This window comes from Chloroflexus sp. MS-G (genome assembly GCF_000735195.1).
Classification (GTDB): Bacteria; Chloroflexota; Chloroflexia; order Chloroflexales; family Chloroflexaceae; genus Chloroflexus.
This window is the reverse complement of the sequence record NZ_JPIM01000062.1, coordinates 1-22650: the sequence shown is the minus strand read 5'-3', so window position 1 is coordinate 22650 and position 22650 is coordinate 1. Positions and strand designations below refer to the sequence as shown.

The 22650-nt window shown below is 52.9% G+C and carries 15 protein-coding genes; 8 read left to right on the top strand and 7 right to left on the bottom strand.

Annotated elements, in window-relative coordinates:
- Positions 1-40 precede the first annotated feature (40 nt).
- The 7 genes from JE47_RS0112260 to JE47_RS0112230 all read right to left on the bottom strand — a co-directional run bounded on the left by JE47_RS0112260 (position 41) and on the right by JE47_RS0112230 (position 11657).
- Positions 41-1762, bottom strand: coding sequence for a DUF262 domain-containing protein (locus JE47_RS0112260; protein ID WP_031460043.1), 1722 nt, complete (start codon positions 1760-1762; stop codon positions 41-43).
- Between the two features lie 556 nt (positions 1763-2318).
- Positions 2319-3170 carry a formate dehydrogenase accessory sulfurtransferase FdhD gene (gene fdhD / locus JE47_RS0112255; protein ID WP_031460042.1) on the bottom strand — a complete coding sequence of 284 codons (852 nt, stop codon included), beginning with the start codon at positions 3168-3170 and terminating at the stop codon, positions 2319-2321.
- An 85-nt stretch (positions 3171-3255) separates the two neighbouring features.
- A complete protein-coding gene (locus JE47_RS0112250) occupies positions 3256-5496 on the bottom strand; it encodes an FdhF/YdeP family oxidoreductase (RefSeq protein ID WP_031460041.1) in 2241 nt (746 codons plus the stop codon).
- 342 nt (positions 5497-5838) lie between these two features.
- A complete protein-coding gene (locus JE47_RS0112245; RefSeq protein ID WP_031460040.1) occupies positions 5839-6657 on the bottom strand; it encodes a carbohydrate kinase family protein in 819 nt (272 codons plus the stop codon).
- Between the two features lie 90 nt (positions 6658-6747).
- Positions 6748-9228, bottom strand: coding sequence for an endopeptidase La (gene lon / locus JE47_RS0112240; protein ID WP_031460039.1), 2481 nt, complete (start codon positions 9226-9228; stop codon positions 6748-6750).
- A gap of 59 nt (positions 9229-9287) precedes the next feature.
- Positions 9288-11099, bottom strand: a complete 1812-nt coding sequence (locus JE47_RS0112235) for an ABC transporter ATP-binding protein (protein ID WP_236631224.1) — start codon at positions 11097-11099, stop codon at positions 9288-9290.
- Between the two features lie 57 nt (positions 11100-11156).
- Positions 11157-11657 carry a MarR family winged helix-turn-helix transcriptional regulator gene (locus JE47_RS0112230; protein WP_031460037.1) on the bottom strand — a complete coding sequence of 167 codons (501 nt, stop codon included), beginning with the start codon at positions 11655-11657 and terminating at the stop codon, positions 11157-11159.
- Between the two features lie 386 nt (positions 11658-12043).
- Here JE47_RS0112230 and JE47_RS0112225 point away from each other — a divergent pair, with 386 nt between their 5' ends.
- The 8 genes from JE47_RS0112225 (at position 12044) to JE47_RS0112190 (ending at position 22592) form a co-directional block, all read left to right on the top strand.
- Positions 12044-12859: an SRPBCC family protein gene (locus JE47_RS0112225; protein WP_031460036.1), complete on the top strand. Its 816-nt coding sequence runs from the start codon at positions 12044-12046 to the stop codon at positions 12857-12859.
- A 135-nt stretch (positions 12860-12994) separates the two neighbouring features.
- Complete coding sequence (locus JE47_RS0112220) at positions 12995-13477, top strand: (2Fe-2S)-binding protein (RefSeq protein ID WP_031460035.1); 483 nt, start codon at positions 12995-12997, stop codon at positions 13475-13477.
- A gap of 44 nt (positions 13478-13521) precedes the next feature.
- Positions 13522-15888, top strand: a complete 2367-nt coding sequence (locus JE47_RS0112215; RefSeq protein WP_031460034.1) for a xanthine dehydrogenase family protein molybdopterin-binding subunit — start codon at positions 13522-13524, stop codon at positions 15886-15888.
- A 73-nt stretch (positions 15889-15961) separates the two neighbouring features.
- Positions 15962-16822, top strand: coding sequence for an FAD binding domain-containing protein (locus tag JE47_RS0112210; RefSeq protein WP_031460033.1), 861 nt, complete (start codon positions 15962-15964; stop codon positions 16820-16822).
- A gap of 585 nt (positions 16823-17407) precedes the next feature.
- Positions 17408-19063, top strand: a complete 1656-nt coding sequence (locus tag JE47_RS0112205) for a carbon-nitrogen hydrolase family protein (RefSeq protein ID WP_031460032.1) — start codon at positions 17408-17410, stop codon at positions 19061-19063.
- Positions 19064-19088: 25 nt separating this feature from the next.
- Positions 19089-19877 carry a hypothetical protein gene (locus tag JE47_RS0112200; RefSeq protein WP_031460031.1) on the top strand — a complete coding sequence of 263 codons (789 nt, stop codon included), beginning with the start codon at positions 19089-19091 and terminating at the stop codon, positions 19875-19877.
- Positions 19878-19901: 24 nt separating this feature from the next.
- Entirely contained in the window at positions 19902-21092 is a 1191-nt protein-coding gene (locus tag JE47_RS0112195; protein WP_035419416.1) for an FAD-dependent oxidoreductase, read from the top strand.
- Between the two features lie 54 nt (positions 21093-21146).
- Positions 21147-22592 carry an aldehyde dehydrogenase family protein gene (locus JE47_RS0112190; protein ID WP_031460029.1) on the top strand — a complete coding sequence of 482 codons (1446 nt, stop codon included), beginning with the start codon at positions 21147-21149 and terminating at the stop codon, positions 22590-22592.
- The last annotated feature ends 58 nt before the right edge of the window (positions 22593-22650 follow it).

Sequence of the window (22650 nt, the reverse complement as noted above, 5' to 3'; positions counted from 1 at the left end):
CCTTTGCGCCACCGCCATAGAGCAGATTGAAACCGGTTATCTAAACGTCGGTGTTCGTAACATCAATACGCCAGATGGCTACAGCATGCCGTGCCATCTCTTGCTGACGTTGTTCGAGTAGCGCAGGTGTCCATTCTTCTGGTGCCATGTCTGAAATCTGACGAGTCAGCATATATGCACTCTGACTGTACACGGCTTGTTTTTCGGAATAGAGGGCATTCCCTACTCGTCGATTATCAGCAGGACTTAGGAGCGTCAGATTACCGAGGCGGTAGATAGCCATTTCCCACTGGATACGTGGAAATGATTCTTCCCATTCTTGGGTTGGATTTTCGGGCAAGATGTGTTCAATTGAGGCAGGATCAGTTTCGGGATCACAGGATCGACCAGACAAGTGACTTTCGAGCCTGGTTAGGATGTACTTGACGACTTTCTTGCGTTGTCCGCTGGTAGGTATGGAAAGAGTAGCAAAATCGTTCATGAATTTTTGATCAGGAACATAAATCGGCTTCAAAAGAGCAAAAATCGCTGATGGTAATGTAGCCCGCTTTTCAATGATCGCCCGTGCCGCTGAGTGATATATCGACTCTAGTTCATTTGGGTTTAACGCACTGACTACGGTGTAACGAAACGAAATGATACTAATCATTCTGAGTACGCGCACGAAGTTATCAGGTGTAAGATGCTCCCAGGCGGCGAAGAGCACCGGCATCATCTGGCGGACACGAAACAAGGTGAGTTCACGCACATACTGTCGTGCATCAGGGAGATCAAGCCAATAGCCGTGAGTCGGGTCTGATAAAGCGGCAAACAGTTCAGCACGTGGCTCCAACGCATCGATCAGCGCAAATACCTGTTGAGGTATTTGTACCCGTTCACGTACCAGTTTGAACAAACGTTGGCTACGTACATTTGCCACTTCACATAGCAGGTGATAGCGAAGAAACTCTGGGAATCGTTCTGGTGTAACCGTCTCGATAAGTCGTTGCCAGCGGCGTTGGAGAGCTTGCATATCGCTTGACACCCTGATCCGCGAGAAAAGGTAGTTTTTGAGCAAGTCGGTAACGGTCAATTCAAGACCACAAGCGTTAAGCGTTTCAAAGATGGTGTATGCGTTAAGTTCATCAGCAACTGTAATCAGAATGAAGAGCAATCGCCGGGCAATGGTCTCTGACAAGAGACGGGTAATGACCGCACCATCAGACCGATCTTTGAACAGGTCATTCAGTTTTTCTTTGAAGAATTGGAAGCATTGCCACAATAATCGGTTGGATCGTGGTAATCCACGCGGGTTAAGAGGAGTGCGTAATTGGACAAGATAATCCTGATACAGGGGGTCGTCAGTCTGGTTAAGTGTCAGCCGACTACTCTCAACCAGTGAGGCCGGGTCACGCTCGCCAATGAATCGATGACGCAGCTCGCGCATACGTTCGCGATTACGATCCGGATCGATCCCCCGTTGAGCCAGATCGTTGAGTAGGGCAATCACCGCCAACGATAGAATGCTCAGGGTGGCCATGCGCTGTTGACCATCAATGATAAGAAGATCGCGATCGCTCTCAGCTTGAACCACCAACGCGCCCATATAGTGGTAACTGTCGGTCTGCTTGTGGAGATCGACAATATCGTTCCACAGATCGTCCCACTGCTCTTCATTCCACGAATAGTCGCGTTGGTACGGCGGTACACGGTAGCGTTTCCCGTTCCCGATCAGTTCAAGGTAACTGATCGTGCGCGTGTTCAACATTGGACCCAGACTCATAAGCGATCCCCTTTGGAACAGTGTTCTCTAACCTCGCGCACGGTATCATAGCAAATCTTCACGCAGGACGGTACTGTTATGCTGAGGAATCGTCACCTTCCCTTCCCTGGATGAGAGCTGGACGTGTGTCTGAAATACGAGATGCACCGCCAAAGCGCACGGCCGGAACAATGCTGGGTTGGAACGAGGTGTGAATCTAATCTATGGACCGCTGAAGCCACACTTTAGCAGTTCAAGGGATAACTTCACTGCAAAAAGGTGATCTTCTCACCACAGAGACCGCGGAGATCACAGAGACTTTTCTTCCATGCGCCCAATGGCCAAAAATGATTATTCATACATCTTAGACGCTCTGCGTACTCTGTGTGCTCCGTGGTGAGTTTTTGCAGTGGGCTCAGGTATGAGTACGATCCGCTTGGAGACCAATTCGGTCACGCAGCACCGGGTAGCATCGTGCCAACTACGAGGCGCATCAATCCCGTCCGTTTCCCCCTTTCCGTGCGCTGACGTCTGCGGTTGATGGGATGAAATACGGGGGGCATTGCCAAGATTGGTATCACGCCACCCGTTCTGCACCAGCGTAAATGTTAAACGACGCGCCGCGTAGAAACCCGATCAAGGTGATGTTGAACTGCTGAGCCAGCGACACCGCAAGCGCAGAAGGCGCGCCAACCGCAACCACAATTGGGATGCGCCCTGCCAGTGCTTTCTGCATAATCTCAAAACTAGCCCGTCCACTGACCATTAACATCGACTGTGCCAGGACATCACGCCGCTCATTGAGCAGATATTCGCCGATCAACTTATCAACAGCGTTATGACGCCCAACGTCTTCATAGAGTGCGTAAAGCTGACCATCAGGCGCGAAGAGCGCCGCCGCGTGCAGTCCTCCTGTGCGCGAGAACAGTGCCTGGGCTTGCTGTACCTTCCGGTCGAGGCCGGTTAGCACGGTGGAGCTTACCCGGATGGGTGGATGATCATCGAGCGGGGTACATCCGCGCAGGCGCAGCGACTCTAGCGAGATTTTGCCACAGACGCCGCATGATGATGAGACGAAAAAGAGTCGGCGGACGTGGTCGAGATTGATCTCGAGCGCTGGCTGTAGGGTGACAATCAGCGTGTTGAAACGTGTTTCTTCATCGCGATTCGCATCGAGGCAATACCGGATCGTCGCAATATCACGGCGCTCACGGATAATCCCTTCGCTGAACAAAAATCCGGCGGCCAGTTCAACATCGGCGCCTGGAGTACGCATGACCGTTGCCAGTGGAATGCTATGCGTATCACCCTGGGTAACCAGCCGAATCTCAAGCGGTTCTTCAACCACAACCGCATCTTTCGTCTGTTGGCGGTGCCCTTCTCGCACCTTTATAACAGTACGGCGCTGGAATCCTACTCGTGAAATCATCTGCTTGACCTTACTTTACCACATGGTTGAATGTGCTCTCTCTTGCTCTGCCGTGGCAGAGGGGAGATGAGAACCGCCCGCTGCACTACCGGGTTTCCTGCATCACAGTGTCTTTTACCGGATGGATGCTTACCAGAGCCTTATAGGCCGGTACTCCGGCAACCGGATCACGCCGATGTGCATCAATCAAGACATTACCCTCCGGCCAATGTACCTGCACGTTGCCCGGTTTGAGGTCGGCAAACTTAATTCGGGCGCGCATCTCGCCGGTTGCTGAACGGAGCACAACCCAGTCGCCTTCGCGCACACCGAGCCTGTCTGCATCAGATGGATGCATCAGCACATCATCACGATGGGCGCCGTTAAGCGGATCACGTTCACTGTGAATGAGTGAATTGAACTGCTTGCCTCGTCGGGTCTTGAGTACAAACATATCGGGAGGTAATGATATGGTCGGAGGAGTAAGCGGGGTAAAGACAGCCCGACCGTCAGGTGTGCCGAAGTGACCATCGCGACACAGAATACGGCCACCCCATTGAACATGATCGCCTGCTCGTTGCAGATGTTGAATCCCCTCATATTCGGGCACTATACGGGCAATCTCACGCCGAATCTGCTGCCCATCACTGAAGTGGATGAGATGCGCTCGTTCGGGTTGCGTTCTTTCTGCAACATTGAGCAAAATCTCCCATTCACTGCGCGCCTCAGCCGGTGGTGGTGAAATGTACGGCGAGAAAATAATTTCGCGCTCGGTAGTTGTTTCCGTACCACCATCACGCTGTTCGTAACGGGTTGCCGCCGGTAGCAAGATAACCGTCTCGGCTGGATCAACCAGCATTTGCGTTGTCAGCACGATGTCTTGATGTACCCGCAATCGTGGCCGACCGAGCGCCGTCCGAATGTAGTCAGGGTTGGGCATTGTATCGAGAAAGTTTCCCCCAACCGCGTAGAAAACATCGAGTTCGCCAGCAGCAGCGGCATCGAGCATCTCGCCGCAGCTCAAACCCTTCCTATCAGGCACCGTGAAACCCCATTGTTCACTCAACCAGCGTGCGGATTCTGTGTTTATCGGTCGGCCACCAGGAAATGTTGTCGCGGTACAACCCATCTCACCGCCGCCTTGCACCCCGCTATGGCCGCGGATCGGCATTACCCCGCAATACTCACGTCCAATAAAACCACGAGCCAGCGCCAGATTAAGAATGGCTTTAACATTTTCGACCCCATATTCGTGCTGGGTGATGCCCATGCTCCAAACGAACACGGCACTTTTGGCCTGAGCCAATGCCTCGGCGAAGGCCAGCATCTCGGCCTGGGTTGCACCGCTCGCCTGTTCTAGCTCGGCCCACGACTGTTGCGCCAGAGTTGCCTGGACTTCGGCAAAATTGCGGGTATGCGCTTCAATAAACTCGCGATCAAGCCAGTTCTGTTCAATCAGGTGTTTCAGTGTGCCGTTTAAGAAGGCAATATCGCCACCTGTATGAATCTGGAAGAAGCGATCAGCGAGTCGTGTGCCAAACAGAGCACTTTCAAACACACTTGGCACCCAGTAGCGCTCAAGGCCTGGTTCACGGTACGGATTAATCACCATAATTCGCGCGCCATACTGTTTGGCGTAATACAGGTATTTTGTCGTCACCGGCTGATTGTTAGGGGCATCGCTGCCAATAAAGACCAGCAGATCGGTGCCGATCCAATCGCGGTAACTACAGGTCGAAGCGGCAACACCGAGGGTTTGCTTCATTGCCGTCGTGCTCGGTGCGTGGCAGAGACGGGCAGCGTTATCAACATTGTTCGTGCCCAGGAAACGTGCTACTTTTTGAGCAACGTAGTAGGTCTCGTTCGTAATCCCACGTGAGGTTAAATAGAATGCTATCCGTCGTGGATCGGTGTTGCGCATATACGAGGCAATCTCATTCAGGGCCTCTTCCCAGCCGATCCGCCGAAAACCACGCTCACCGCGTCGCCGTATCATCGGGTACGGGAGTCGGCCTAATGATCGGAGCTCTCGTCCATTCAGATGGTGTAAGGTGCTCACATCGTGCAGGCGTTGAACATCCAGAGGTGGCATTGTGTTCAGGCGCAGCAGATTCAGACGTACCGTACAGAGGTGTACGCCCTTCATTGTGAAATCACGTAACCCAGCCGTTCCCAATGCGCAACCATCGCACACACCTTCGTTCAAGATGCGCCACGCCTTGCCGAGGTTGTCGCGATTCTCCCAGACAGTGCGTACAATTTCCCAATAGTGGTTGGGCTTGATCTGGCCCAACCCATTCGGTACCAGGCTCACCCACGTTGCGGGATTCCAGCGCCGTCGCTTCATAGTGCCACCTCGTGGTTTGTTGTTACCGGGAATCTCTATGTATTGTACCAGTAAATACCGGTGAGGCGGCAACGTTTGCTGAAACAAGTATTTGTGAAAAGTTTCTAGATGTCGCTCATCGAATAGGAACAAAGGGCTTCGACGTGCTTTCTCCAGCGTGTGCGGAGGCGCGGCGCTTCTCGTTCCGACTATGGTCTGGGACCAATCGCTGTGATCTCACTATTCGTGCTCATACCGCAAGCAGGCGTTGGTTTCGTCTCTCCTGCAAGCAGCCCAGTGGGTGGTATGCTGATGCAATATACTGCACGATACCGTCACTGTATCGTACAAGGAGTGGATTCTTCAGGCCGTTTCATCGTGTCGGCTGGCAACGAACGCTGTAGCGACACGAGTCGCAAAAGCCAGAATCGTCTCCCAATCCCATCCCTGCCAGATACCGTATACCACCCCTGCCCGAAAGACGTCGCCAGCGCCGGTTGTATTCGTGACAACAGATGAAGCTGGTGTGACTTCGTACCATTTGCCCGATACCAGCACACGAGCCGGTTGCGACCCGGCAGTGAGAAAGATCGGGGCGCCGCGCACGTGTTGCAACACCGTAGCTTGATGAAGCGGATCGGCTCTGAGCAGATCAGCCGATGTCACAATGACATCGGCTGCCTGAGCCAGAGGGTCGGTCGGCTCGGCTACATCACCTGCCACGACAAACCGGTTGAGGCGCCTTGCCAGCAGGGCAACGTCGGCGGTGTGGAGACCGTAACGACTGACACTCACGATCTGAGACATCGCCAGTTGATCGGGCTGTGGCGGAGTAGCCGCAGTTTGCCGGCGCAGAGCAATGATAGTTCGTTCACCGTCAGGGGTGATAAGAATATGGCAGACCGGTGTTGCTACATCGGCACGGCGCTCGATATGGGTCATGAGACCGAGCGTTGTCAGCTCAGCAGCGATGAGATCGCCAGCCGGATCATAACCCAACCGATCGCCGTACAGTAGGGGTTGCGCCCCCAGGCTTACCAGCGCACGTGCCTCATTGAGCGCATTGCCACCGGCCACCCAGCGACTATTCAGCGCGTGCAGACCACTACCCGGCTGTGGCCAGTGTGGCAACCAGATGTAGAGATCGGCACAAATTGATCCATAACAGAGGAGGTCAGACATTGAATGAAAGCTCGCAATATTCATGCGGGCATCAAGCCGACACCCGCCAGGGGTAGAAACACCCCCAGCGGCTATGAACGTAAACGTCTGCTACACTCCGGTCGATGCAACAGGCGTTTGCGGCCCACGATTATTCTGGTAATGTGAGCCGTTTTGATCACTGGTCGCTGTTGGCATCCGACTGAGCGCAATTCGCAGCACCTCATCCATCGAGGAGACCGGAATAAGGTTCAGCTCACGCCGCACCTTCTCGGGCAACTCGCCGATGTCTTTGGCATTTTCTTTAGGCAAGATGAATGTACGGATGCCGGCACGGTGTGCGGCCAGGGTCTTCTCTTTCAGACCACCGATAGGCAACACCTTCCCGCGCAGTGTTACCTCACCGGTCATTGCCACGTCACGTCGTACAGGTGTCCCGGTAAGTGCACTGATTAGCGCCGTCGTCAGCGTAATACCGGCGGAAGGACCATCTTTCGGGACGGCGCCTTCGGGAATATGAATATGGATGTTCAGCTCTTCAAAAATCTTCGGATCGATACCGAACTCAGCAGCTCGTGAGCGCACATAGCTCACCGCAGCCTGGGCGCTTTCCTTCATCACTTCGCCGAGCTGACCGGTCAGTTGGAGTTGACCCTTCCCCTTAAACGGCAACACTTCGATACTGAGAATATCACCGCCGGCGCTCGTCCAGGCTACCCCGGTTGCTACCCCGACCTCATCTTTTTCCTCGACGATGCCAAAGGTATAACGCTCAGGGCCGAGGTATTGCAGCACTGCCGCCTCGTCAATCACGAACTTCTGCGGTGTACTATCTGAAGATTCGCTTTGTTCGGCAACCTTGCGCGCCACCTTCCGGCATAGGCTGGCGATCTCGCGCTCGAGGTTGCGCACACCGGCCTCGCGTGTGTACTCGCGAATGAGCTTGATGATTGCGCCGTCGGTAAATTCGATCTGATCTTCACGCAAACCATGGGCTTCACGTTGCTTGGGGATCAGGAAACCACGGGCAATCTCCATCTTCTCGTCTTCGGTATAGCCGCTGATCTCAATAATTTCCATCCGATCACGCAACGGTAACGGGATAGGTTCGAGCTGATTCGCCGTTGCGATAAAGATCACCTTACTAAGATCGAACGGAATCTCGAGGTAATGATCGCTAAACGCATTGTTCTGTTCTGGATCGAGCACCTCGAGTAATGCTGAGGTGGGATCACCACGGAAGTCAATCCCGATCTTATCGACCTCATCAAGCACGTACACCGGACTGCGCGATTTCGCCGTCTTCATTGCCTGAATAATCCGGCCAGGCATTGCCCCTATATACGTCCGCCGATGCCCACGAATCTCGGCTTCATCACGCACACCACCCAGGCTGGTACGCACAAATTTGCGCCCTAATGCACGAGCAATACTGCGCCCAAGGCTAGTCTTGCCGACACCAGGCGGGCCAACGAAACAGAGAACCGGTGCACGCAGTTTATCACCAGCCAGCTTACGCACGGCCAGATATTCCAGAATACGCTCTTTCACCTTTTCGAGACCGTAGTGGTCTTCGTCGAGCACCCGCCGCGCCTCGGTAATACTGATCTCAGGCAATTCTTCATCGGCCCAGGGCAACGAAAGAATCCAGTCGAGATAGGTGCGGATCACACCGGACTCAGGATTATGCATTCCCTGCTGCGAGAGTCGCTTCAGTTCGTGCAGGGCCTGATTCTTCACGTACTCTGGTGCGTTCAGCTCGTTAATCCTACGCCGCAGTTCATCAATCGGGTCTTCACCCTCTTCATCTTCACCCAACTCGCGGCGGATCACACGCAATTGTTCACGCAAGAAATACTCTCGTTGACTCTGGTCAAGAATTTCACGAGTATCTTGCTGGATTTTCACCCGCAGCTTCAAGAGTTCAAGCTGGCGGGCCAGAATCAGGTAAGCCTTGCGTAGGCGCTCAACCGGATCAAGGGTATTGAGAATCTCAAGCCGATCTTTGAAATCGAATGCCGGCCCCCAGGTCACAATATCGGCCAGATGTCCAGGCCGATCGATGCGATGGACAAACTGTACCGCTTCTTGGGGTACCTCACCGAGATGCTCAACAAACTCGTCAACCTGCTGTTTGACCGTCTCCATCAGCGCTTCGACCTCAATACCGCTCACCGGCGAATCAAATACAGGTCGGCAGCGCACTCGATAGAAGGGGGTAATCTGAACCGCTTCGATAATCTGTGCGCGATGCTTCCCTTCCAGAATCACTCGTGCCGTGCCATCGGGGAGCTTGGCAAACTCTTGCAGTTGGGCGATCACCCCGATAGGTGGCAAATTTTGCGGTTGGTTACTTTTATAGCCTTCAAGCTGGTTCTCGCGGACAAAAATGAGTAAGACGTCGCGATCTTCTTCCCATGCCCGCTCCATAGCCCGATAGGATTTCCCCTGTGGCACTTGGAGGGGAATGGTCATGTGTGGCATAATCACCATTTCGCCGAGCACAACCATCGGTAGGCGGCGCTCAGGTTCGGTGAGCAGATCGTCTTGCTCTTCGGGCAGATCATCAAACATTGACATTGGTTCATTCATAAGACTGTTATCTCCTGCGTTCAGAGTGAACGTTTCTCACACCGTGTATCATTCTCGTACTACCCGACAACCTTTGTCGGTGTTGACTGGCGGAATTGCAGTTCGTACAGACGGGTATATACGCCATCACGATCTAGCAATTCCTGATGTGTTCCAATCTCGACTACTTCACCGGCTACTATCACCGCAATCCGGTCGGCGCGCTGCACTGTACTCAGCCGATGGGCAATAACGATGCTGGTGCGACCGGTCATTAAGCGTTCTAACGCCTCTTGTACTAACCGTTCACTTTCACTGTCGAGCGAACTGGTTGCTTCATCCAGGATCAAAATCCGTGGATTTTTGAGGATCGCACGGGCAATGGCGATCCGCTGTCGCTGACCACCGCTCAGGCGTACACCACGTTCGCCGACCAGGGTATCGTAGCCCTCGGGTAACTGACAAATGAAATCGTGGGCATTCGCCATACGGGCGGCGGCTTCAATATCAGCATCGCTGGCATCAAGCCAGCCATAGCGAATGTTATCACGAATACTTCCACTAAAAAGCTGTGTTTCCTGGGGTACGATCCCGATCTGTTCACGCAGCGTATGGATCTGCACTCGTCGCACATCGTAACCGTCGATCCGCACACTACCGGCAGTCACATCATAAAAACGTGGGATCAGACTGGCAATAGTGCTCTTACCGGCACCACTCGGCCCAACCAGCGCCACCATTTCACCCGCTTCGATGGTCAGAGATAGGTTTCGTAGAACCGGTGGTGCCGATACTCCGTTGTTTGCGTGCAGAGACTGATACGCGAATGACACCTCTTGAAACTCAACCCGACCCCGCACAGGCGGGAGCGGAATAGCATCGGGCGCATCGACGACACGTGGTTGCTGATCGAGCAACTCAAACACGCGCGTCATAGCGCCGAGTGCTTCCTGCATCTGACCAAACAACGTGGCAAATGAGCCCATCGATCCGGCAGCCGTTGCTGCAAAGAACAGGAAAGATACGAGATCGCCGGGAGTCAGGTTGCCGGTTGTTACCAGGTAGCCGCCAATTGCCAGAATACCGATCAACGTTACCCACACTGCCAGCGACATAACCGGCTGAAAAATTGCTCGGATGCGGGCACGCCGCAGAGCTGTGGTCACCGTGGTTGCAATGGCTGCCCGAAAACGGGCAATCTCGTAGGCTTCACGTCTGAACGAACGTACTACCCGTATTCCGGCAACCGTCTCCTCCAGGATACTGGTTGCATCAGCTAATCGATCTTGCACCATCGTTGAGACAAGACGAAGCCGACGTCCGAACCAGATCGCGATTAAAACCAGCGTCGGCACCAGGAGCAACGCCAATCCGCTGAGTTGCCACGAAACCACAACCATCAAGATCACTGCACCGAGCAACTGAATGACACCCTGGAGTAAGGTTGCCAGGCTCGTTGTTACCGTTGATTGGATAAGTGTCACATCATTGGTCACCCGCGACGTAATCTCACCTGTTCGCCGCTGCTCAAAGAAGGCTAGATCGAGCGTCTGCAAATGCTCGTAGGCAGCGATTCGCAGATCACCGACCACGCGCTCACCCACAAAGCTTAGACAATAGGTCTGGATCACACCGGTAACGAGCTGTCCCAATACTACCAAACCGAGGATCTGGGCAAGCTGCGGCATAGGTAATGCCTGATCACCAGTGATCAGATTTACTACCTGCCCTATAGCCAACGGAACGATCAGCCCTAAACCGGAGCCGATAATGATGGCGATCATTGCTGCCACCATCCAACCACGGTACGGACGGAGATAGGTGAACAATCGTGACCAACCAGCACTACCGGTATTCAGGGATGGCAGCGTTAATTGGAACGGTACCCGCAACAATGTCCTCTCCTTCGACGAAGACAGGTACTCTCGTCTTCGTCTACCATCTGTCGTTCACGCAAGTCGACCCGCTTCACTCCGTTCGAGGATGCGCGACATACCGACTAACACCCCTTCAAGTAATTCCAGCAACCGTTCGGTATCGGCTGCCGGAAGATGACCGAGGGCAGCGTGAATTTGCTCACGCCGTGCCTGACGAATCTCGGCAATCAGTGCTAAACCCCGTGGAGTCACCTGTACCATTACTTGCCGACGATCTCGCTCGTGGCGTGTGCGCTCGACCAATTGCTTGTCGAGCAGACGATCAACGACACCGGTAAGGGCTGCTGCCGACTGCTGCGTCGCTTCGGCGAGGTCCGACATCTTGCATTCACCGTTGGTCTGGGCCAAGTGTAGCAGGGTGTAAAACTGGGTCAGCGTCAGATTAAACCGTTCATCGTCAAGAAGCTGGATGAACTGGCGCTGTGCCAGCCAACTGATACGCAAGATCATCTGCTCAATAGCGTCGAGTGTCGAGGAGCTATTCATTTCATCGACCAGCTTTGATTCGGTCATGCGTTGCCCTATTGCTAGCGTGTATAGATATTCAACAATGTTGAGTATACCAGAGGCAAGTAATCTTGTAAAGGCAAGATGTTCAAGATGTTCAAGATGTTCGGATGTCCTTCCTCACTCCTCCATCACCACATCTATACGCTACAAACGCCGAAATGCGCTGGAGGGTACGGGGAGATTTCAGACCTCGATTTCTCTTGACAAAGCATTTGCTATTCGGTACGATAGATATGGAACCCATAACTAGATGTACATAATTTCACAGTTGTACGTGCCGCCCTTATAGCGTAGCTGTTGTCCTGCTATCCTTATTTTGCTACGTGCAGGCAAGAACAGCTTTCCTGTGGTAGTGATTGACCGAATTGGTCAGTTCACAAGGAGCCAGTGTGAAGATCGTCGGTAATTACACGTTTGCCGCTCGTCGTGAAGAGGTGTGGGCTGCGTTAAATGATCCAGAAGTATTGGCCCGCACGATTCCCGGCTGTCAACGTCTTGAGCAAGTTGGTGAAAACGAGTATGAGAGCACATTGAAGATCGGCTTACAAGCTGTTCGTGGGGTGTATAGCGGGCGGGTCAAAATTGACAATCTGCGTCCACCCGAGTACTACGAAATACACGTTGACGGTAAAGGTAACAACGGTTTTCTTAAGGGTTCTGGGAGTATTCAGCTTCGCGAAGAGAATGGGCATACCATTCTGGATTATGGTGGTGAAGCGCATGTTGGTGGGACGATTGCCAGTGTAGGTCAACGTTTGCTCGACGGGGCAGCCAAGACGCTTATCTCACAAAGTCTCAAAGCCTTAGCTGCTCAGATTGAAGCCCGGCGTGCTGGACAGGTAACCTCTGACACTCCCGCAGTGGCAGATGAACCTTCACCAGCTCCTACGGCTTCGGCTGCTGAGCCGATTACGACGACCTCCGAACCTGTTTCGTCTCAGACTTCATCTACTGAACCGACTGAACCAACAGCTTCATCGCCACAGTCAACACCGGCTTCACCACCAGGCGCTGCCGAATCACCTTCATCGGCGACTACTGATTCCGCTTCGTTCCGTCGCACAATCCATGTTCCAGCCGGGGAAGGTTTGAGCGAGATCGACGTTGCTCTAGGTGTCGTTGAAGACTTCTTGAAAGAGCGTCCGTGGGTGCCGTGGGTCATTATTGCTTTCTTGCTTGGTTATTTACTCGGTCAGCGACGCTAATAGTGCGTCGCCGGTGATGCGCATATTCAGTTCATTAACTGGGCGATCTTGCTTTCACTCTTACCCCACCTGGTTCGCCCGCTCTGATCGCAGGTAGTTGGTAGTTCGCTTTACAGACAACGAGGAGGTTGGAGAGTGACAACGATTACGGTCACGGTCAACGGTGTTCGCTATACCAGCGAGGTAGAACCTCGTTTGCTGCTGGTACATTATCTGCGCGAGCACCTGAATCTGACGGGAACTCACATCGGGTGTGATACCAGCCAGTGTGGTGCATGTGTCGTGCATGTCAACGGTGTCAGCGTGAAGTCGTGTACGATGCTGGCGGTACAGTGTGACGGTGCCGAAATCACTACGATTGAAGGCCTGGCTCAGGATGGTCAGCTCCATCCGTTGCAGGAAGGTTTCTGGGAGAAGCATGGTCTTCAATGCGGATTTTGCACGCCTGGGATGATCATGGCTGCTGCCGATCTGCTCAAACGCAACCCCAATCCGAGCGAAGAGGAAATCCGCCACGGTCTCGAGGGGAACCTCTGTCGTTGTACCGGCTACGAGAACATCGTCCGAGCGGTTCGCTACGCTGCCGAAAAGATGGCAGCAATGCAAGCTGCTGATTAATTCGTTCGATAACAGTTCACAAAGAACCTAGTGAGGAGTCAAGGATGACCGCTACCGAAATGAAGGAGCGACTGGTTGGGCGGGCGCTGAAGCGCCGGGAGGATCCGAAGCTGATTACCGGACACGGCAACTATCTCGATGACATCAAGTTGCCGGGTATGCTACACATTGCGCTGGTGCGTAGCCCATACGCGCATGCGAAGATTGTTTCTATCGATGCCAGCAAAGCTCTGGCTATGCCGGGTGTCGTGGCTGTCTTTACCGGCAAAGATATGCTCGACATTAATCCAATGCCGGCGGCCTGGCAGGCTGCGGGGGTCAAGAATTATCCTGTTCCCCCTCGAGCACTAGCGGTTGATAAAGTGGCGCTCGTAGGTGATCCGGTGGCGATGGTGGTAGCCGAGAATCGGTACATCGCCCGTGATGCAGCCGATGCAGTTGAGGTTGAGTACGAACCCTTGCCAGCAGTTGTCGATGCGCGCAAGGCAGTTGAACCGGGTGCACCCCAGATCCACGAGGCAGCACCTAACAATATTGTGTTCGAGTGGGAGTGTGGGAATAAAGCAGCCGCCGATGCGGCAATTGCTAGCGCTGAGGTTGTGGTCAAGGAAGAGATTATCAATCAGCGCCTGATTCCTACCCCCATGGAGACACGCGGTTCGATTGCACGTTACGACGCTGCAACCGGCGAATGGACCGTCTGGATGACTTCACAAGCGCCACACGTGCATCGCCTCCTGCTCACAGCGTTTGTCTTCGGGGTCCCTGAAACCAAACTGCGCTGCATCGCCCCTAACGTTGGTGGTGGTTTCGGGCAGAAAATCTTCTGCTACAACGATATGGCCTTCACGATGTGGGCCGCACGCAAGCTGGGGCGTCCGGTGAAGTTTGTAGAAGATCGCTCCGAAAATTACAAGTATTCTACCCATGGGCGTGACCACATTACTGAGGCTGAACTGGCCGGTACCCGTGATGGCAAGATTACCGGTTTACGGGTGAAGACGTGGGCGAATATCGGTGCCTACTTCTCGACCGTTGCCGCTGGTATCCCAACAACGCTGTATGGCCGGATCATCACCGGTGTATACAAGATACCGGCTGCATATGTGCACGTCACGGGTGCCTATACCAACACGGCGATGGTCGATGCCTATCGTGGCGCCGGTCGCCCAGAGGCGAGCTATCTGATCGAGCGGATGGTCGATCGGTTTGCTGCCGAAATCGGTATGGATCCGGCGGAGGTGCGGCGCAAGAACTTTATCCAGCCAGAGGATTTCCCCTACGATAACGGGCTTGGCCTGTTGCCCTACGATAGTGGGAACTACGAACCGGCCCTGAACAAGGCGCTCGAAATTGCCGGTTATGCCGAGTTTCGTAAGCAACAGGCAGAATTGCGCAAGCAGGGTCGCTATCTGGGTATCGGAATTTCATCGTATGTTGAGATCTGCGGTATCGCTCCGAGTGCCTGGATGGGTGGTCAGGGCTGGGGAGCTGGCCTCTGGGAGAGTGCCAATGTGCGGGTCCATCTGACCGGTAAAGTAGTGGTCACAACCGGCTCACTCCCGCACGGGCAAGGTCTTGAAACAACCTTTGCTCAGATCGTTGCTGACGAGCTGGGTGTGCCGATTGATGATGTCGAAATTCAATGGGGTGATACGCAAGGCACACCGTTCGGCTACGGTACGTATGGTTCACGCTCGCTGGCCGTCGGTGGTGTGGCAATCAAGCGTAGTGTCGATAAGATTAAGGAGAAGGCACGTAAACTGGCAGCCCACCTGCTCGAAGCGAACGAGGCCGATATTGTCTTCGAGAACGGCCGCGCTTACGTCAGAGGTTCACCCGACAAGGCAAAGACCATCGGTGAATTGGCCGCAGCAGCGGCGGTCGCCTACAATTTACCGCCTGGGATGGAGCCATTCCTCGATGAGACCAGCTATTACGATCCGCCGAACTGTACGTTCCCCTTCGGTACTCACGTAAGCATCGTTGAGGTCGATCCTGAAACCGGTCACGTGAAGTTGCTGCGCTATATCGCCGTAGATGACTGCGGCAATCAGATCAATCCAATGATCGTTGAAGGTCAGATTCATGGCGGTATTGCGCAGGGTCTGGCACAGGCTCTCTACGAGGGCGCCGTCTATAATGAGGACGGCCAATTGCTCACCGGTACGCTGATGGACTACGCAGTGCCGACGGCAGCGATGGTTCCCCACATCGAAACCGACCATACGGTTACTCCATCGCCGGTTAATCCGTTGGGTGTCAAAGGTGCTGGCGAAGCGGGGACTATTGCTTCGGCGCAATGCGTGATGAACGCCATTATCGATGCGCTGGCGCCGTTTGGCGTGAAGCACCTCCAGATGCCGGCAACGCCGGAGCGTATCTGGAAGGCGATCCACGGCAGTAAGTAAGGGGTTAAACAGCTCATGGGCACAGGGTGGTTATCGACCTGTGCCCCTCTGTCACGAATAAAAGGGAGTAGCTATGATTCCAGCCCCATTCGATTATTACGCGCCGAACAGTCTGGCCGAGGCGCTGACACTGCTACAGCAGCATGGTGACGACGCTAAGATTCTGGCCGGTGGTCACTCACTCCTCCCGGCAATGAAATTGCGTCTGGCCTCGCCAGCAATTTTGATCGATATTAACAAGATTTCTGAACTGCGCGGGATTAAGGTGAACGGTACGGTCGAGATCGGCGCCCTGACAACATGGAGTGCTATCGAGCAAGATGCCGCATTAGCCAAAGCCTGCCCAGTGATGGCGGAAGCAGTCAGCTTGATTGGCGACATTCAAGTGCGTAACCGTGGCACTATTGGTGGATCACTTGCCCATGCCGATCCGGCTGCCGATATGCCGGCGGTTGTACTTGCCCTCGATGCCCACATTCACGTAGAAGGCCCTAATGGGCCACGAACGATTGCTGCTACTGATTTCTTCACCGATATGCTGAGCACGGCCCTTGAGCCAGGGGAAATTATTACCTCGATCACGTTCAATAGCCTTGGTCCCGGTGAAGGCGCTGCCTACGCCAAGTTCCCTCATCCGGCCAGTCGCTATGCCATCGTTGGTGCGGCGGCCTACGTGAAAATGGAGAACGGTCAGGTCACGGCTTGTCGGGTAGCGATCACCGGCGCCGGCCCCAAAGCCGAACGCCAGCCAGCGGTTGAGCAGGCATTGATCGGTACGGATGGCAACGCTGATGCAATCGCTGCGGCCGCGGCTCACGCGGGTGAAGGAATGGACATGCTTGGCGATATTCACGCCAGTGAAGAGTACCGGCGGGCTATGTGTAAGGTGTATACGAAACGCGCCCTGCTTAAAGCGGTCGAACGGGCACGATAGGGTGAGATGGGAAGATGGGCGGGTAGGCGTTACGCTTACCCGCTTGGTTTTCTATTGAGAGCGATCGGTGACTTTTTACATACGAGCCAAACGATGACATCGTTGCGACTCGATGTTGGCAAGATGATACTCGTGCTGTGTGACCGAATTAGATATGAGCGGGTCTCACAAATCCTTTGGACTGCTGAAGCCACGCTTCAGCAATCTATAACACCTGCATACCGTTCAGGTACATCATCGTTCCACAGCCCCGCTCTGATACCACTCTTGGCTGGGAAACCTGTGTCCAATTCCACACAGGATACCCGGTTCTTCTTGACAGAATTGGTATAAGAGTCCCTCCGAAACATTCTGCTAAAGCAGATACTAGGGAGATATATCCTGCAATCCGCGACCATGTTCGGGCAATAATGGGCAGCACGCAGGTCATTCAGGAATCGTAAGGGTAAAGCACCGTCTTGTCCCAACCAGCAAGAACGAATTGCTTTGAGGAAAGGAAAGGTAACCTCTCTCCCTAGCCCACCGGTCAAATGACAATAGGGTATCCAAATAGGTTCTAAATGACAGGAGAGGTGACTATTGGCTATGGAGTCGCGAGTTCGGGTGGCAGCAGTACAATTTGGTGTAAGCACAGATCTGACTGCTAATTTGCAAACCTGTCTGCGAATGATTGACCAGGCAGGGAAGGTCAGACCGAACATCATGGTGCTGCCAGAATTTATCAATCACCTTGCCTGGTATGAAAGTCCCGAACACTGCTACGCTGTATCGGTTGCGCCGAATGACTCCTTTTTGCAGGCTATCGCAGCTAAAGCCAAGTTGTATCGCTGCTATATCAAGGTCAATGTCACCATGCGTCGGGAGCACGGCAAGGTCACGGGTACGAATATCCTGTTCGACCCGAGTGGGCAGATTTGTGCCATGAATGACAAGCAAGTCTTGATGGGAAATGAGAACAACTTTTTGACTCCTGCTACTGATATTGCTCCTGTGATAGAGACTGAATATGGACGGTTAGGAATGTATGCCTGTATGGACGGCGTTATCCCTGAAGTAGCGCGCTCGCTCGCTATTCGACGGTCACACCTGCTGCTCAATAGCCTGAACTCATTTGCGCTTGATGAGTCTTCACTACACATTCCGGTGCGTGCAGCGGAGAATAAAGTGTTTGTCGCTGCTGCCAATAAGGTCGGTTCACTTGTCCCTGAAGAACTACGCGAAACAGTTGCAGCGCGATTGAAGATTGCTCCCGAATTTCTTGAAGGGGCAGGAGAAAGTCAAATTGTTGCCCCCGATGGTAAGACCCTGGCAAAAGCGCCAATGCGGGGTGAAGCAGTAATTTTCGCCGATATTGATCTACGCGAGGCGGAAAATAAGCTGCGACCTGATGGTACGGATATTTTCCTGAGCCGACGCCCTGAATTGTATACCCCTCTAGGGTCACCTCCTCAAGAGAGTTACTACAAGAGTGGAGCGCCGGATGTACTGGCAGGGGTTGTCCAGGTGTCATGTAAAGGGCAGGAAGCACTTGCGTTTGCTATAAAAAAGGTTGCCGAAGCCGTAGTAGCGGGAGCAAAACTTATCGTGCTGCCGGAGTTATTTCATATTACCACATTCGATTATGCAGAGGAGTTCTCCTCTGAGATGATTCGTGTGCTTCAGGCTGTAGCAGGGAATTGTTACATTGCCGCTTCAATTGTGGAAGACGGGACCCATACGGGCATATTATTTAATCAACACGGAGTGGTACTGAAACAGCCCCAGCTACACCCTTGTGGTAGACACCCATGGTCCCGGTTAGGAAGCGTATTAAACGTATTTGATTGTGAATGGGGACGCATAGCGCTGATTGTGGGGAATGACGCGATTTATCCAGAAACGTTTCGTCTGGCAGCATTGCAAGGTGTTGAAGTAGTAGCTGTGCCCACACAGGTTTTAGAGGAGTGGGAAATAACATTAGGATTCAGGGAGCGCGCCGCCGAAAACAGAATGAACATCCTGGTGGCCAGTTCAACTGCAAGCGCCATCTATGCTATTACCGAAGATTTCACACTGTGGACAGAATGGCGCAATCGTCCCTTCGATGGTAACATCAATGCTCCGATTGTCACAATGACACAAAATGACGGGCTTAAGTTAGCCATTATTTATCCGGCAGCGGCAGCCAACAAGATGATATCTTATCGCACGCATCTGTTGAATAGCAGACCATGGAGACTGGCACAGCCAATAATTTCATGATCCCTGAAAAAGAAAGGATGGAAAGATGACGGCAGATACGACACAAAATCTGGCTGATGTGCTAGATGCGCATACTCCTGTTGATAACACTGAAACGTTCCGCTATCTGTTGAATGTCCGTGAACGGGCATGGGAAATCATCCATACAAGTATACATTTGCGCGAAGATTTGAAGTGCAAAGATATTCAGCAAATCCCAGATCCTCAAGGAAATATCGTTGGCAATATACACACTTATACGGGCGAGAAGGTAGACTGGATTGTCCGTTCGTGGATAGGAAGGCCGGAGACAGGCTTTACCAACATTCATCTTACCTGCTGGATGAATGAAGAAACAGATGTCCCACATTTGGGACTAGCATTAGGAACTGCGCCAGATGTCTTTTGCTACGTGGACTTCCTTCCCCGCTACGACCCTCCACTGAGTTTCGACCATCTGAACCAATATCATGAAACAATGAATGAGACCTGGATTGCCCTACGCCGAAATCCACGCTATAAGACCTTCACGCCAGTTCATTTGTACACCCGCTCGACGCTCTCACCGATCGCAATTTGTGGTCTGCTGCCTTTCGAGGATTTTAGAGCGGTTGTGGAGCCGATCATGTTGCAATACGTTCGCCAGTGGGTGGAGTTTGTCAAACATGCGCAGCCCTTAGATGCTGAGAAGCGCGCTGCGATCAAACAACGCGATATATTGCTACGTCGCACAATCGTAGAAAAAGACCCGGCCAACGTATTAGCAGACCGTTTGGTGGGCGTACCTATGCGTGAACGACTGGTACGTATTTTGCACGCCGAAGAGCGAGAATGAAAGCTGAAAGCCTGATTGTTCACCATGAACACGATAAGTACACAATTTCCCATATTGATTGTGGGTGCAGGTCCGGTTGGTCTTTCGCTTGCATTGGCATTAGCGCGGAAGGGTATTCCGGCTGAGGTCTTTGAGAAAGATCCCGAACTCAACGTGCAAATTCGCGCTAGTACGTTTCATCCCAGAACTTTGGAGTTGTTCCATGAATGGGGTGTTGCAGAGGAGGTCATTCGGCATGGATATAAGGTGAACCGTCTGCAGTACTGGGAACGCTGGCCTCGGCAGTTAATTGCCGAATTCGATTATGCCCATATTGCTGGCGACACACCTTTCCCATATCGATTGCAATGTCCACAACACGTTGTTACGCGCATTTTGAAACCCGCCGTCGAAGCTACCTCAACAGGTAGCGTTCACATGGGGCACGAGCTGATAGACTTTACCGATCACGGAACCTATGTGACCGCACGGTTTACTACTACATTTGGGATCGTTGAACGCCAGGGTGCGTATCTTGTTGGAGCAGATGGCTCTCACAGCACAGTTCGCAAGCGACTAAACATCAACTTCAAAGGAAAAACATACGAAGATCGCTTCTTACTGATCGGTAGCGATCTTAAGATTAGCTCTCTATTCCCCAATGCAGCGCCAGTGTGCTACATCTTTGACCCACAAGAATGGGTCATTATTCTGAATTTGCCCGACATCGTGCGCGTCGTGTTTCGGATGACAAATGACGAAGATGAAGCAGTAGCTTTACGAGAGGAAAATCTGCGGGCACGTATGGAGAATTTCTTCGGCCAGTTGCCTTCCTTCAATATCAAGACGACGCAACTGTATCGCGTACACCAGCGCGTCGCCGATACGTTTCGGGTTGGACGCGTCATTTTAGTCGGCGATGCCGCACACAACAATAACCCTGCTGGTGGAATGGGCATGAATAGTGGTATTCATGATGCTGCCAATTTAGCCGATAAATTTTATCGGATACAGAACGGAGAACCGGAGTCCCTTCTCGACGTCTATGCCGAAGAGCGTCGGCAATATGCGATGGAGTCGGTGCAGCTCTATACCGATCAGCAGTACACGAGCATGGTAATGAGCGATGAAGCAGAGCGGAAGCGCAGAAACCAGATCCTCTCAGAGACTGCCAAAGATCCGATACGAGCGCGGGCATATCTGTTGCGAGCAAGTATGTTGGAAGATCGAATATAAACAATGCAGCTCACCTTGTGAAATGATCCTGCCTCTGCCTTGGGAGCGTCGTCTATGAAAACGTATGGACATTTCATTCATGGACAGGAGACCCCTGCTAAGAGAGGCGAAACGTTCCCCAGCATTGCTCCTGTAAACGGCGAGATTCTCGGTTATGCTGCTCGTGGAACAGAGGCCGATGTAGAAGTTGCGGTTTCCTCAGCGCGAGCAGGCTTCACCTACTGGTCGTCTTTGCCACCTACCCAGCGGGAGCGCACGTTGCTTGAATGTGCTGAAGCAGTGGAGGTAAATCACAACCGTTTGCTCGATTTGCTTATTGATGAAAGCGGTTCCACGATTGTCAAAGCAAGATATGAAGTGCTGTATACTGCCTCAGTTTTACGTGCAGCAGCCGGTGAAGTGCGGCGGCTTTACGGAGATACGTTGCCGAATGAAAAGCCGCATCGTCTTTCAATGGTGGTACGAGAACCGGTGGGCGTAGTTGTCGTGATTTCACCCTTCAATGCGCCACTGGCGCTTTTAGCAAAAATGACCGCTTTTCCGCTTGGGGCCGGTAATGCCGTGATTGCCAAGCCATCGGAAGAAACCCCGCTGATCGCAGTAGAATTCGCCAAAATTTTGCACGAAGCGGGATTACCGGCTGGTGTCTTCAATGTCGTGACCGGCTTTGGGCCAGAATGTGGCGAGCCGCTTCTCAAGCATCCTGGAGTAAATGGTGTGGCATTCACAGGATCAACGGCTACTGGCATTAGGGTCGGTCAGATTGCAATTCAAACAATGAAACGATTGCAATTAGAACTGGGAGGAAAAAACCCTCTCCTGGTATTGAGTGATATGGATATGGCGGAAGCAGCCGAAATTGCCGCGATAGGTGCGTTCACTCACGGTGGACAAATCTGTATGTCGAGTTCGCGGATCATCGTTGAGGCACCACATGGCCTCGCCTTCGCCAATGCTCTAGCGAATAAAGCTGCTAGCCTATACTTGGGCGATTTGCGTGACGAGCGTACAGCGTATGGTCCGCTTATAAATCAACGCGCTTTAGCGAAAGTGATTCGCCACGTGCAGGCGGCCAGAGAGAGTGGAGGACAAATCTTGACCGGTGGAGATGTGCATCACGGCCTGGTTTTTCAGCCAACTGTGGTTTACAACCCACCACGATTGGGCGAATGCTGGGAAGAAGAGACATTTGGGCCGGTAGCGCTGGTCACCGAAGCCGCTTCTCTTGAGGAAATGATTACCATTGCCAACGAAAGCCAGTACGGACTGAGCGCTGGCATCCTTACCAATGATCTGAAGCGTGGTTTGAGCGCAGCGCGTCAGATCCGCTGTGGTGCGGTTCATCTTGGAACGCACTCATTCCAATCAGATCCGATGGCGCCAATTGGTGGATATGGTATGTCCGGGATTGGTCGTAGCGGCGGTAAATACTCGATTGAACATTTTACGGAACTCAAGTGGATTTCAGTAGAGCTAGGAGAAACACCAAGACCATTCTAATTCTTAGTCAACTGTACCCACTCACTTCAGAGAGAGTGCAACGTTAGAAACAAATAAA

Bases quoted from the DNA above. Each gene is read 5' to 3' on its own strand.
- JE47_RS0112195 (WP_035419416.1), top strand. From the start codon at position 19,902: ATGAACACGATAAGTACACAATTTCCCATATTGATTGTGGGTGCAGGT.
- JE47_RS0112245 (WP_031460040.1), bottom strand. From the start codon at position 6,657: ATGTCTGACCTCCTCTGTTATGGATCAATTTGTGCCGATCTCTACATC.
- JE47_RS0112250 (WP_031460041.1), bottom strand. From the start codon at position 5,496: ATGAAGCGACGGCGCTGGAATCCCGCAACGTGGGTGAGCCTGGTACCG.
- JE47_RS0112210 (WP_031460033.1), top strand. From the start codon at position 15,962: ATGATTCCAGCCCCATTCGATTATTACGCGCCGAACAGTCTGGCCGAG.
- JE47_RS0112190 (WP_031460029.1), top strand. From the start codon at position 21,147: ATGAAAACGTATGGACATTTCATTCATGGACAGGAGACCCCTGCTAAG.
- JE47_RS0112260 (WP_031460043.1), bottom strand. From the start codon at position 1,762: ATGAGTCTGGGTCCAATGTTGAACACGCGCACGATCAGTTACCTTGAA.
- fdhD (WP_031460042.1), bottom strand. From the start codon at position 3,170: ATGATTTCACGAGTAGGATTCCAGCGCCGTACTGTTATAAAGGTGCGA.
- JE47_RS0112215 (WP_031460034.1), top strand. From the start codon at position 13,522: ATGACCGCTACCGAAATGAAGGAGCGACTGGTTGGGCGGGCGCTGAAG.
- JE47_RS0112230 (WP_031460037.1), bottom strand. From the start codon at position 11,657: ATGACCGAATCAAAGCTGGTCGATGAAATGAATAGCTCCTCGACACTC.
- JE47_RS0112200 (WP_031460031.1), top strand. From the start codon at position 19,089: ATGACGGCAGATACGACACAAAATCTGGCTGATGTGCTAGATGCGCAT.
- lon (WP_031460039.1), bottom strand. From the start codon at position 9,228: ATGAATGAACCAATGTCAATGTTTGATGATCTGCCCGAAGAGCAAGAC.
- JE47_RS0112205 (WP_031460032.1), top strand. From the start codon at position 17,408: ATGGAGTCGCGAGTTCGGGTGGCAGCAGTACAATTTGGTGTAAGCACA.